Annotated in this window: 10 protein-coding genes; 4 read left to right on the top strand and 6 right to left on the bottom strand. The window is 54.7% G+C overall.

The window, feature by feature from the left end:
- Positions 1-38 precede the first annotated feature (38 nt).
- Together GKC68_RS20945 and GKC68_RS20940 are read right to left on the bottom strand one after the other, a co-directional pair.
- Positions 39-1,448 (bottom strand): MFS transporter, encoded by a 1,410-nt coding sequence (locus GKC68_RS20945; protein WP_028722973.1) that lies wholly within the window; start codon positions 1,446-1,448, stop codon positions 39-41.
- Positions 1,449-1,803: 355 nt separating this feature from the next.
- A complete protein-coding gene (locus tag GKC68_RS20940; protein WP_047715284.1) occupies positions 1,804-3,348 on the bottom strand; it encodes a methyl-accepting chemotaxis protein in 1,545 nt (514 codons plus the stop codon).
- A 570-nt stretch (positions 3,349-3,918) separates the two neighbouring features.
- On the opposite strand from GKC68_RS20940, the gene yjdN reads away from it, so the two are divergent.
- Positions 3,919-4,356, top strand: a complete 438-nt coding sequence (gene yjdN, locus GKC68_RS20935; RefSeq protein ID WP_047715285.1) for a VOC family metalloprotein YjdN — start codon at positions 3,919-3,921, stop codon at positions 4,354-4,356.
- Positions 4,357-4,443: 87 nt separating this feature from the next.
- On the opposite strand, the gene GKC68_RS20930 is transcribed toward yjdN, so the two are convergent.
- The 3 genes from GKC68_RS20930 to GKC68_RS20920 all read right to left on the bottom strand — a co-directional run bounded on the left by GKC68_RS20930 (position 4,444) and on the right by GKC68_RS20920 (position 7,590).
- The gene (locus GKC68_RS20930; RefSeq protein WP_028722971.1) at positions 4,444-5,310 is read right to left on the bottom strand and encodes a nucleoside-specific channel-forming protein Tsx; all 867 of its coding nucleotides are present in this window, start codon (positions 5,308-5,310) and stop codon (positions 4,444-4,446) included.
- A 274-nt stretch (positions 5,311-5,584) separates the two neighbouring features.
- A complete protein-coding gene (locus tag GKC68_RS20925; protein WP_089528299.1) occupies positions 5,585-6,934 on the bottom strand; it encodes an ATP-binding protein in 1,350 nt (449 codons plus the stop codon).
- On the bottom strand, positions 6,931-7,590 hold the full coding sequence (locus GKC68_RS20920; RefSeq protein WP_028722969.1) for a response regulator: 660 nt from the start codon (positions 7,588-7,590) through the stop codon (positions 6,931-6,933). The genes GKC68_RS20925 and GKC68_RS20920 overlap by 4 nt, the downstream gene beginning before the upstream one ends.
- Before the next feature lie 224 nt (positions 7,591-7,814).
- On the opposite strand from GKC68_RS20920, the gene GKC68_RS20915 reads away from it, so the two are divergent.
- The 3 genes from GKC68_RS20915 (at position 7,815) to GKC68_RS20905 (ending at position 10,597) form a co-directional block, all read left to right on the top strand.
- Positions 7,815-8,183, top strand: a complete 369-nt coding sequence (locus GKC68_RS20915; RefSeq protein ID WP_014606915.1) for a helix-turn-helix domain-containing protein — start codon at positions 7,815-7,817, stop codon at positions 8,181-8,183.
- A 184-nt stretch (positions 8,184-8,367) separates the two neighbouring features.
- The gene (locus GKC68_RS20910) at positions 8,368-9,264 is read left to right on the top strand and encodes a LysR family transcriptional regulator (RefSeq protein WP_089528298.1); all 897 of its coding nucleotides are present in this window, start codon (positions 8,368-8,370) and stop codon (positions 9,262-9,264) included.
- A 109-nt stretch (positions 9,265-9,373) separates the two neighbouring features.
- On the top strand, positions 9,374-10,597 hold the full coding sequence (locus GKC68_RS20905; protein WP_047715288.1) for an MFS transporter: 1,224 nt from the start codon (positions 9,374-9,376) through the stop codon (positions 10,595-10,597).
- 48 nt (positions 10,598-10,645) lie between these two features.
- Here the strand turns inward: GKC68_RS20905 and GKC68_RS20900 are convergent, their stop codons facing one another.
- Positions 10,646-13,036: a glucose/quinate/shikimate family membrane-bound PQQ-dependent dehydrogenase gene (locus GKC68_RS20900; protein WP_028722966.1), complete on the bottom strand. Its 2,391-nt coding sequence runs from the start codon at positions 13,034-13,036 to the stop codon at positions 10,646-10,648.
- Positions 13,037-13,071 lie beyond the last annotated feature (35 nt).

Here is a 13,071-nt window from a genome sequence, read left to right as displayed (position 1 = left end):
AGTGTTTCAGCCTTCCCCGCAGGGGGAAGGCTGAATGTTCAGATATGTTCCAGCCTGATACCGCGCGTCTTAGGCCCGAAAATGCCCACCGACAGCATCACCATCAGCATACTCAGCACGATAAACACGATAACGCCATGCGTACCGGCATACTGCAAAATCACACCGATCAAAAGACTGCTGAATGCGGTTGATAACCGGCTGAACGAGTAGCAGAAACCCACCGCCCGTGCGCGGATGTGCGTGGGGAAAATCTCGGTCTGATAGGCATGATAGCTGCAGGTCAGCCAGGCATTCGAGAAGGTGATCAGGAAACCGCAAATAATCAGCAATACCGGGTTGGTTTGCAGGGCAAACAGCGTACCGAATACCACCGTCATGAGCGAAGAGAGAACGATTTGCCATTTATTTTCGAGCTGGCTGGTAAAACTGCCACAAATCAGCGATCCAATCGGGTAGGCAAGCGTGATAAAGAACGCATACAGCAGGCTGTGGGTGATCGACGTGCCCTGACCGGACAGCAATGCCGGCAGCCAGTTACCAAAACCATAAAAACCAATCGCCTGAAAGAAGTTCATGACCACCAACATAAGCGTGCGCTTGCGATAGCGGGCTGACCAGATCTCCCGAAAGCGGCTCTTCTCTGGTTTCTTGTCTGAGACGGACGGCTTCGTCAACGGCAGGCCCGGGGCGATGCCGCACCGTTTTTCCATTTTCACCATCACCTGATGGGCCTCATCGACGCGCCCCTGCTGCACCAGCCAGCGAGCGGACTCTGGCAGGTTTTTGCGCACAAACCAGATCACCAGTGAACAGACCGCACCGGCAATCACCACCCAGCGCCAGCCTTCCAGCCCAAGGATATTTTGCGGCACCAGCCACCACGACATGAGCGCGACAGCAGGCACCGACAGGAACTGGATAAAAAACGAAAAGGCAAAAGCCCGGTTACGCAGGTGAGTGGGGACCCATTCACTCAAATACGTATCAATGGTGACCAACTCTACCCCCAGCCCAATCCCCACCAGAAAACGGCACAGGATCACCATCTCCGCGCTATGCTGAAAAGCCATGAGCAGTGAAAATACGCCGTACCAGGCCAGGGCACAGATAAAGGTCAGTCGACGACCAAAGCGGTCGGCAAGGGGCGTGAGCAGGCTGGCGCCAACAAACAGCCCCAGGAAGGTAGCGGAAGCAAACACAGCCTGATCGGTAATGCCCAGTATCCCGGCACTGCCCGTGTGAAAGATACCGGCCGCCAGCAAGCCAGTGCTGATATACCCGGTTTCAAACAGATCGTAAAGCTCAAAGAACCCGCCCAGCGCCAGCAGCGAGATAAAGCGCCATAAACCCACAGAAGAAGGTAGCGCATCAATGCGCTCAGCTAAGCTGGTGTTGGCCGACGCTGCCGCCGTCGGTGCTATCCCTGTGATAAAGGCTGGTGTCATGTAAGGTGAACCTCATGTCAGGATGATTGCCATTCCCGCTACAGGCCGTGAAGTGTTTTGAAAGCGTTGCCCATTCGCGAGCCGTGAAGCAGCAGAATAATCAATTACCTGATTCTTGCCGACAGGAATAGTGATGAATTTTCAGCAACGCATATTGCAGTATTGACTGGGACGGTTTTTAGGGCAGACCGGCAGGCGGCCGACGTAAAGGCACAAGAGCCGGTCAGGACACAAAGGCGCGGTCAGTCGTCACCATGACTGGCGGGCCGGTAAAGGCCGGGCAGTCACAGCCTGATGCCGCGACGCACAGCGTCTGTTTCCCGCTCTGGTCTCATCACCCGAGCGGGAATCCGTTTTAGACGCCAGACAGGCGGAAAGCAGAAACGGAATGGGTCAGGTGCTGAGCCTGCTCTTCCAGCGAAGCAGCCGCGGCGGCCGACTCCTGGACCAGTGCGGCGTTTTGCTGCGTCACACCATCCATCTCAGTGACCGCCTTTTCAATCTGGCTGATACCGTGATGCTGCTCATCGGACGCGGTAGAAATGTGGTCCATCAACTCGTTCACGCGGCTTACCGAGGTAATAATCGCATTCATCGCCTCGCCCGTGCGACTGACCTGATCAGAACCCACGCGAATCGTCGCGACCGATTCGGCAATCAGCCCTTCAATTTCTTTCGCCGCCACGGCGCTGCGTTGCGCAAGATTACGCACTTCACCGGCGACGACGGCAAAACCCCGGCCTTGCTCACCGGCGCGCGCCGCTTCGACGGCGGCGTTCAGCGCCAGAATATTGGTCTGAAAAGCAATGCTGTTAATCACGCTGGTAATATCCTCAATTTTCTTTGAACTTTCATTAATTTTGGCCATTGAAAGGATAACCTGCTGAGAAACCTTCTCGCCGGTTTCTGCGTTCTGTACCGCTTCGTTAGCCAGACGGCAGGCTTCAAACACATTGTCCGTGTTCTGTTTAACCGTTGCCCCCAATTGCTCCATACTGGCCGCCGTTTCGGTTAGCGCCGCAGCTTGCTGCTCGGTACGGGACGCCAGATCGGTATTACCGCTGGCAATGTCCTGTGAAGCACAGGACACCGCGTGGGTTGAGTGGCGCACCCGGATAATAATGTCCGTCAGAGACGTCCGCATTTGCTCCATCGAACTCATGAGTTGCTGAATTTCGCTCTTCGAGCCGATTTTGACCGGCACCGGGTGATCGAGCACGCCTGCCGCAATCTCGCTGCAGTGCGCTTTTGCGTTATTGAGCGGCGATAAGATATAGCGTCTGACAAAGATCAGTATCGCAATGGTGATGGCCAGGAATAACAAGCCAAACACGATGAGCAGCGTGATCCCGGATGAAAAGTTGCCCTGGGCGTCAGTATTCAGTTTCTTCGCATAAGCCTCGTGTTGGGCCAGCACCTGATCCAGGACGATTTCATACTGCCGGTCTAGCCGGACTACGTTGGCAATTTGATTTTTAAAGCGCTGCTGATCGCGGGCTTCGGCCGCTTCAATCAAGGGTTGAATTCCCTGATCGCGATAAGCCAGATAGGCCTGACGATAGCGGTCTGCATCGGCCTCTTCACCCGGAATGCGTGGCGCACTGAGATAAGCCTGAAAGGCAGCATCGGCTTTAGCGGCGACGCTTTTTACGCTGTCCAGAGAATAGCTGCCCTGCGGGCCGTCGTTCTCAATTTCTTTCATGTATTCCATCAGCCGTACGCGTAACGTTCGGCTATGGTTGATAGGATCGATAACTGATAACACGACGCGGATTTCTTTATTAACCGCATTTAACGACGCGTTGCTCCGGGCCAGTAACCAGATGCTGACCGATATGCTGATAAGAAAAAGAATTAACAGGAACGACAAAACCAGTAGTGAAGATTTTTTTAACGACATGACGCAGTCCTGAATAGGGGATTATGGACTGATGTATCGGCATCAGCAGGGTAAATATTTAGTGGGAACGTGCTGAAATTAATAAACAATAAGGTGGGTAAAAGATGAGCGAAATAATGAACCAGATGATTCAATGTTATTACCTGATGATCTTTTTTGCCGGTTCGGTTATTTCGCCCTTTACGTTAGATCCCCTGATTTTTAGGGCCAGACAGATTTAACAAAGCCCGATCGATCGGGGCGTGCACAGGATGACTGCTGGCGATTAACAGCACGGCGCAAGAGGTGATGTATCGTAACGCATTATAAACTTCCATTTTATTTCATCATTCAACGGTCATGCTTTGTTATTATTGCCATGACAACAATATCTGTCAGAAAATCACGCTTTATTGTTGTCAGGTCTGGTCCTGTTTTATTTGTAAAATCAACAGAAAAAAGGCTGACCTGTGTCAGGTAAATAATCTGAATGATGAATCTTTATCCGGTTATCGTCGTTAACCCTGACCTGTCGTCTACACTTATTACGTCGTTACAAGGAAATCTCTACTCACCGGTATCGAGGTAATAATGCAAGTATGTCCCTATTTGTTTCTCTATGGTCGCTGTGAAGAAGCGATAGAATTTTATTTGCAGGCAACGGGTGGAAAACTGCTGCAAAAAATGACGTTTGGCGATATGCCGGAGCAGGGTGAACAGGTGGGCGATCGGTCTGCTCCGCCGTTGCCCCCTGAGAAAATTATGCATGCGCACCTCCGTATTGGTCAGGGTGAGCTGATGATGAGTGATGGCAATCCCCATCAGCCTCCGGCCTCAGAACACGCGGGCTATGCCGTGAGTCTGGCAACTAACGATGCAGAGCAGGGTAAGGCATGGTTTGAAAAGCTGTCTACAGGCGGGAAAGTCACCACGCCGTGGCAGGAGACATTCTGGTCTGACGGCTTCGCCATGTTTATCGATAAATTCAATATTCCATGGCGCATCAACGTGGTAAAACCCGACGCGTAATACGCTGCAGTCTGTAAAGACGCGAGGCCTTCCTCATGGGAAGGCCTCAACGTTCGCCGCCACCTCTTTTTCGCGGTGCGACAGTAATCAGAAGTTATAGCCGGCGACCAGGTAGTAACCCCAGCCCGTAGACTTGATTTCAGACGCGCTTTCACCAAATCCTAACTCCTGACCCGCTCCCCACTGACCGCCGTTATGAAAATAACGGGCGACGGCCGAGAAGTGCCAGTGATCGTAGCCCAGCGACAGGATATGGCTGGAAGCGATAGAATTGCTGGTGCGAATCGGGCCACTCTTTTCGCGTAAGTCTGAACCCCAGTCGAAGTTGGTAAAGCCTACGTAGCCAAGGTTACCGCCCCACAGGGTGGTGATCGGCACAAAATATTTCACTTTGAAGCGATAGCCATCCCAGCTGTTTTCATTCGCTGCACCGTAGTTTTCCCACTGGTATTTGGCATAGACGTTAAGCGACAGGCCGATATCGCTGTGCGTATCGATGTCGGTGCCCAGGCCCATATACCAGGTATTCTGACGGTTGGCGCTGTTGCGGCCCATATCGTAGATATAGTTGTTCGCGAAGTACCACTCTTTAAACGGACCAAAGGCCAGGCTGGTGCCGGTCAGTTTATCAATGGAGAAACGCGGCTCAATTTCCATGAACAGCGGCGAACCGTGGTCGAAAATGCCGTTAGCATTGCTGTTGCCCACGCCAAAGAAGTTCGGCAGATCAACGTAGCCGTAAAAATCAAACCAGTCTTTTTTGGCAAACGCTTCGTATTCCAGATAGACGTCATTATTGAACTGCGGTCCGAAGCGAGTGTGGTAACTGCCCACCACGTTTACGCTCTGATGCCACCAGTCGGAAACATACTGGGGAGCATTGTCAGCAGCCTGCACTGCACCGTTTAAGGAACCTGCCAGCAGGACACCTGCCATTAACGTTTTAAATTTCATTATATTTTGACCACTGGTTTTTATGCGCAAGACAATCGTTTGCGCGCTGTTTGGAAATCAATCCCAAAGGTTGGGCAGTAATGTACTCAGGCCGCCTGTTTTAGTTAGCGTAGCGTGCCTGTAACAGAGAGATAGAAAATAGCTTTTGATCACATTTGTCAAAATGTGTTGCATAACAATTCATCAATATTGTGATTCTTGTCACAATATTGTTTCGGGCGAACGGAACCAGGCAACCGTTTACGTTGTCCGATTCCGAATCAAACAGCAGGGATCAGGGAAAAGTGACGCGGACCTGAAAACCACAACGCTCACCGTGCGGATTCAGGCAATTGGAGAGCGCAACGCGGATATGATGTTTGTGCGCCACGCTTCGTACAATAGACAAGCCTAACCCGCTCCCCTGGGCTTTAACATCCGGGGCGCGGGCAAAGCGATCAAACGCGCGTTCAATAAACGACTCCGGCATGCCCGGGCCGTTATCGACGATATCTACTACGGTTTGCCCGTCAACACGGTGCAGCAGGACATCCACCAGGCTGCCTTCAGGCGTATGAAGCATGGCATTGCCAATCAGGTTATCAAACAGGCTTCGCAGCTCAGACCGTCCGGCCTGCAGCTGGTAGTGCGTGGTGCCGCTAAAGCCAATGTCGATACCGCGTTTATCTGCCACCACCATGAGCTGCTCAATGCTCTCTTTCAGCACATCTTCCAGCGCGATAGTGTCGAGGCTGGCGACCACTGACTGATCTTCCCAGCGTGACATATTCAGCAATTGGGTCACCAGATGGCGGGTGCGGGTTACGCCCGATTCCAGTTGTGCAAACTGACGACTGGCCTCGCCAGGCTGAATATGCTGTCGCAGGTTCTCCAGCTGCAACGTAACCGCCGTGACCGGCGTCCGCAATTCGTGAGCGGCATCTTCCATAAACTGGCGCTGTGAAGACCAGGCCGCACGAAGTTTATCCAGCAGCGAATTATAGGCGGCGACCAGCGGCTGAATTTCATCAGGCAGGCTTTCCGGTGAAACGCTGTGTGGGTGATGGGCATCCTGCGCGGCAATTTCCCGGGAGGCAACGCGCAAATCCCGGGTGATTTTACGCACGACCAGCCAGATAACCAGTAGTGACAGCGGCATCATCAAAATCAGCGGAATAATCGCCGACAGCGCTCGCCTCACCATCATTTCTTTCATGTAGCTGAGATTGAGCATCACCTGAATGGTCTTTATCTCGCTGCCGGGCTGGCCGGAGCGGGTATAAATTCGCCATTCGCAGTCGTGGCAGCCGCCGATCTGCACATCTTTATAGCCGTTTTCCGCCTGTAACGGCGCGTGCAACTCAGGCCAGGAGCTGGAGCGTAGCCGACCTTCGGCATCCCACAGCTGAATGACGAAGGCGCTTTTTATCTTGTGTGCTGGCGCAATAAGCGGCATCAGCGGGGGGATCTCGCGATTCACTGACCAGGCATCGGCCAGCTTGGCGAGCTGCTCATCCTTGATGACGCCCACCATTTCACCGTAGCAGCTAAAGAAATACCAGGCCACGCCGCCAATCATCAGTAAATGAATGACCAGTAACGTACTGAGTAATTTATTCCGTAACGATCGCATAAAGATTTTCATATTGCCGGCACTCGCCAACCCAGTCCGCGCACGTTGCGGATCACATCATTATCCAGCTTGCGCCGCATGCCGTGGATTAATACGTCCACCGCATTGCTGCTGACTTCTTCGCCCCAGCCATAGATGCGGTTTTCTAACTGCTCGCGTGACAGGATGGCACCGGGCCGCTCCAGCAGCGCATAGAGCAGGGCATATTCCCGGGCGGTTAGCTGCTCACGTTGCCCTTTGTACAAGACTTCGCGCGTCAGCATATCCAGTTGAACATCCCCGCTGCCCAGCAGCGAATCGGCGGAACCGTGATGGCGCCGGGTAATCGCACGCATGCGGGCCATGACTTCCTGAAGATCAAAAGGCTTAAGCAGGTAGTCATCAGCACCATAATCCAGGCCCTGTACGCGCTGAGCGACCGTATCGCGGGCGGTAAGGATCAAGACCGGGGTGGCATCCCCGCGCCCGCGTGCCCGTCTCAGCACCTGCAAGCCGTCGTCCCGGGGTAAGCCAAGATCAAGCAGGACGCAGCTGTAGCCGCCTTCGCTCCAGGCGTTTTGCGCATATACGCCATCGCGTACCCAGTCAACTGACCAGCCCGCCGCTTCCAGCGCCTGCTGTAAATTCGCGCCGATCATTTCATCATCTTCGACCAACAAAACGCGCATGGATGATGCCCTCCCGAAAAATGGCAACAGTGTAGCGCTGGATTATTAGCGCAGAATTATTGGGGCGCTCAGCCTGCTAAAAGGCCGGGACGCGCCGGATACCTGTACCTAAAGAGACGATCTTACCGCTTTGCTAATTCTGCGCTAATTTTTCGCTAATTAAGGGATAAATTTAACGCGCTACAGTGTGTTCCCTGCACATCTGCTTTAACCAGGAGAACACCATGAATCAGCGCGAGTTTATTCGTAGTTTGCTGGAATGGATAGAAAGCAATTTAGGACACGATCTGCATCTGGACGAAGTTGCTCGCCGCGCAGGCTATTCCCGTTGGCACCTGCAACGTTTATTTCGCCAGCATACCGGCTTCTCACTGGCCGAGTATATCCGTCAGCGCCGTCTGACCGAGTCGGCCCTGACGCTGCTTAACAGCAACGAAGCGATTTTACAGGTGGCGATGAGCTATGGGTTTGATACCCAACAGGCCTACACCCGCACGTTTAAAAACTATTTTATGGTCACGCCGGGTCAACTGCGTCGTCAGCGCCGGGTAGAGCCAGATCGTTTATTATTCCCTTATGCCATGGCTAGTTAGTCTCTGTATGGACATTCCCATCCGCGAACTTGTGGGAATGTCCATGCATCGCCAGGGCTGCCTCGCGTCCTTTTTCCTGATCCACGCTGTCCGCTTTCCTTCCGTTGCTTTATTCTGACTGCCTGAGGCACGGCGTCGTGGCTGTGCAATAACCTTCAGCAGGCCGACTTGTCCCAGGAACCCGATGACTAACAGCGATAACCTGATCGCCATGATGTTGTTTGCGCGCGTGGTGGAACTCAAAAGCTTTACGGAAGCCGCACGCGTACTCGGCGTGTCAAAGTCCCATATCAGCCGGGAGATTGCCGGGCTGGAACAGCGGCTGGGCATTCGGCTGCTCCAGCGTACGACTCGCCGGATGACGCTGACGGAACTGGGCCAGGCTTACTATCCCTTTTGCGTGCGTATGCTGGACGAAATGCACCGGGCCGAAGATTTTGTGCAGCAGGCTCACCAAAATCCTGCCGGTAATGTCCGCTTACAGGCGCCCGTCACCTATGGCTGCCAGTGCATCGTGCCGCTGCTGAATCGGTTTCTACGCGGTCATCTGCACATCAATGTCGATCTCAGCCTAACGGATAACAATGATGAGACCCTTGGCGACGGGGTAGACATCGCGATAGTTATCCGTGCTCACGCGCCTCGCCAGGGCAACTTTCGTGTTTTGAGCGACATCCACTGGGGCCTGTACGCCGCGCCTGACTACCTGGCGCAGCATCCTGCCATTTCGCATCCGCGCCTGTTACCCCGCCATGATCTCTTGATGTTTCACGGTCCGGCGCATACTGCGGCACTGCCTTTTCGTCGCGATAAGCTGCGTCTGGCGGTAGACGTGCGTAGCCGCTTTCGGGCCAATAACAGTATGGCGCTGCTGAACGCTGCACTGGCGGGCAACGGCATCGCCTATCTGCCTTCCTATATGGTGCAGGAGGCGCTGACGCAGGGACAAATTGTCCAGGTGCTGCCGGAGTGGCAGATGGATCGCTCACAGAGCTACCTGCTCAGGCACCAGGACATCGCATCGGCCTCTCCCATCAGCCTGCTGTGCGATATGCTGATCGGTCAACTGGGCGCGCGCTGATTGTTGCAGTACAGCAACAAAAAAGGCCAGTCAGCAAATATCGCGCGCCGACTGTTGTTGTCTCGTCACCATTGTTAGCCTGAATCCCTAAACACGATGGGGATATCGCATGGAAATTACGTCTGAGGCACCTGTATTCCACCACTGGAAACGTAACTTATGGGTTTGCGTCTTTGGCTCGTTTACGACCCTGGTCGCCATGACCTTGCTGCTGCCTTTTTTACCCTTGTATGTGCAACAGCTGGGCGTACAGCATCCGGCGGCCATTGCGCGCTGGTCTGGCGTGGCCTATGGCGCAACCTTTCTCAGCGCCGCGTTAACCGCGCCGCTGTGGGGCAGGCTGGGCGATCGCTACGGCCGTAAGCTGATGCTGATCCGGGCGAGCCTGGGAATGGCCCTCGCCATGGCACTGATCGGCATGGCAACCGCTGTGTGGCAGCTGGTGGCGCTGCGTTTACTGGCGGGATTACTCGGGGGCTATTCTTCCGGCTCCACCATTCTGATTGCTGCGCAAACCCCTAAAGCGCATACCGGATGGGCGTTAGGGGTGCTGGCATCCGGCATGATGGCCGGTAATGTTGCAGGCCCCTTGCTGGGCGGTGTACTCCCGCCGCTGATCGGCATTCGGGCTACGTTCTGGCTGACGGGGGCGGTCATTTTTGTGGCATTCCTGGCGACCACCTTTTTGCTGAAGGAGCCGACCGTGGCGCGCAAGAAGGTGGAGAGCGTTTGTCCTCAGCCGGGAGAGGCTGCTCCTCCCTTTGACCGGGCGATAGTCAGGCTGATGTGGTTAACGGCCATGCTGCTGGTGTTTGCCAATATGTCGATCGAGCCTGTCATTACGCTGTATATCGGCCAGTTTTTACATCAGGAGCATGCCATTACCCTGATGTCCGGCCTGGTGATGGCCGCGGCCGCGCTGGGCAGTATTCTTTCAGCACCCTTTGTCGGCAAGCTGGCCGACCGCGTGGGGCACTGGCGGGTTCTGAGCGCGGGCCTGTTTGGCTGCGCGCTGTTACTGATCCCTCAGGCTTTTATTACCGATGCCTGGCAGCTGTTGCCGTTACGTTTCCTGATGGGCATGTCGCTGGGCGGTCTGATGCCCTGCATTACCGCCATTATCCGTCACCACGTTCCCGCCGTGCAGGTGGGGCGCATGCTCGGCTATTCGACGTCGGCGCAGTATATCGGGCAGGTCAGTGGTCCCCTTTTTGGTGGGGTGATTGGTGGTGCGTGGGGAATGCGGCCTGTATTTCTGGCTACATGCCTGGTCATGGGGCTGTGCGCCTGGTTAAGCTGGCGCTGCCCACGCGCAAATGCGAAGGGCAGATAGCAGGCATAAAAAAAGGCGGACCGGAGTCCGCCTCTGTTCAGGTGCTAATTACTTCTGGTCGGGCAGCGCATAGGCAATTACGTAATCGCCCAGCCTGGTGCCGAATGAACCATGGCCACCGGCAGCAATCACAACGTATTGCTTGCCGTTAACTTCATAGGTCATTGGCGTTGCCTGACCACCGGCTGGCAGGCGCGCCTGCCACAAGAGTTCACCGGTGTCGGTGCTGTAAGCACGCAGGTAGTTATCAGCCGTTGCGCCAATAAAGAACACTTTGCCTGCGGTGGCAACCGGTCCGCCCAGCATTGGCATACCCATTTTAAAGGGCAGCGGTACAGGTGAGCTGTCACGAACGGTACCAATACGTTGTTTCCACACCACTTCGTTGGTTTTCAGGTCAACAGCAGAAACATAACCCCATGCAGGTTGTTTACACGGCAGACCAAAAGGTGACAGGAACGGATTCAGTTCAACGCCATACGGCACGCCGTACTGCGGCTGAATACCGGTTTCAGTACCTGAACCGCCTGTTGCGCCTTTTGGTGGCTCTTCTGGATTACCCGGACCACGTGGGATCAGCTTAGACACGAATGGCAGCGCCATTGGGTTAGCAATCGCAATTTGACGATGCGGATCAACGGAAATGCCGCCCCATTCAAACATGCCCAGGTTGCCCGGGAAGACCAGGGTGCCCTGCTCAGACGGTGGCGTGAACGGACCTTCGTAGCGCAGACGTTTGAAAATCACGCGGCACACCAGCTGGTCATACATCGTTGCGCCCCACATGTCCTTATCCGTCAGGTTCTGTTTCGGACGGAAGGTCAGTTCAGAGTAAGGCTGTGTCGCTGAGACATGGTCGCCCTTAGCCGCGCCCTGCGGAACAGGGGTTTCCGGGGCCGGAACCACAGTTTTACCTGTGCGGCGATCCAGAACAAAGATGTTCCCGGTTTTGGCAGGGGCATAGATAACCGGCACGGTGTTACCGTCTTTATCGGTTATATCCGCCAGCGTCGGCTGCGAAGGCAGGTCCATATCCCACAGATCGTGATGCACAGTCTGATATGACCATACCAGCTTACCGGTCGTCGCGTTCAGCGCCAGCACGCTGCTGGCATAACGTTCCTGCTCAGGTGTGCGGTTGCCGCCCCAGATATCCGGCGTGGTCACTCCCATTGGCAGGTAAACGATATCCAGCTTCGGATCGTAAACCGCAGGTGCCCACGAGTTAGGGGAGTTCATGGTGAACGTGTGTTCATCCGCCGGAATTGCGTTAGGATCTTTCGCGCCCGGATCGAACACCCACAACAGCTTACCGGTGTTCACATCAAAGCCACGGATGGCGCCTGAAGGTTCACGGGTTGAAAAGTTATCGGTTACCGCGCCGGCCATCACAATGGTGGTATCAGTAATCACCGGTGGCGAGGTTGGCTCATACATGCCTGGCGTTGTGACCGGCTGTTTGTGCTGCAGATCCAGCTCACCGTTGTTACCAAAGGCCGGGCAGCGTTCACCGGTTTCTGCATCCAGCGCAAACAAACGCCCGTCATTGACTGGCAGGTAGATACGACGCGAGCACAGCGCAGGCTGGGTATTGGATGCATCCTTCGCTGCAGGGAATTCGTGGTATGACACACCACGACAGGTCACGTGCTGGAAGGTGGGGTTGGTTTTCAGGCCGGGATCAAACTTCCACTTTTGCTTGCCGGTGGCCGCATCCAGAGCAAATAAAATCTGATGTGGCGTGCAAAGATAAAGCGTGTCGCGAATCTTGATTGGCGTCACTTCATCGGTAATTTCGCCCGGATCGCTTGGGCGTTTCATATCACCGGTCTGGAATTGCCAGGCAACCTGCAGTTCTTTCACATTGTCGTGGTTGATCTGCTTGAGCGGCGAGAAGCGCGTCCCTTGCTGATCGCGCGCATAGGCCGGCCAGTCGCCATCAGCAATATTGCTCAACGGCTGTGCCTGAGGCGCATTATCCGCTGTTGCCGGTAATGCACCGTTAACCACTTGCGGATCATTAAAGACGGAATAGGTTAACACCGCTGCACTGGCAACCAGTGCCACGCCCATGGCACCCAAGGCGCCTTTACCCGGCTGGTAAAAGCCGCGATAGACAAAGGGCAACACCAGCCAGACGCCGAAGATCACCAGTACGTCGGTACGCGGTGCCAGTGCCCAGAAGTCGGTGCCGACTTCCCAAACGCCCCAGGCCAGCGTAGCCAGCAGCAAGAGCGCATAGACAACCAGGGCAGCGCTATTGCGTCGCAACAGCAGGAAAGCGGTAAGCAGCATGGCTGCACCGCCGATGATGTAGTACCAGGAACCCCCGATCGTGGCCAGCCAGATACCACCAATTAACATGAACGCACCCGTTAGCACGGCGAACAGCACCGTTAAAAAACGGACCACGCTAAAGGATGAGGAGTTTTTCCCCATAATGTTGACCTCATTTCGTTGCCAGAAAACTCAGG

Source organism: Pantoea sp. RSPAM1 (assembly GCF_038816185.1).
Classification (GTDB): domain Bacteria; phylum Pseudomonadota; class Gammaproteobacteria; order Enterobacterales; family Enterobacteriaceae; genus Pantoea; species Pantoea ananatis.
The sequence above is the reverse complement of the archived record's forward strand: the minus strand, read 5'-3'. Positions and strand labels throughout refer to the sequence as shown.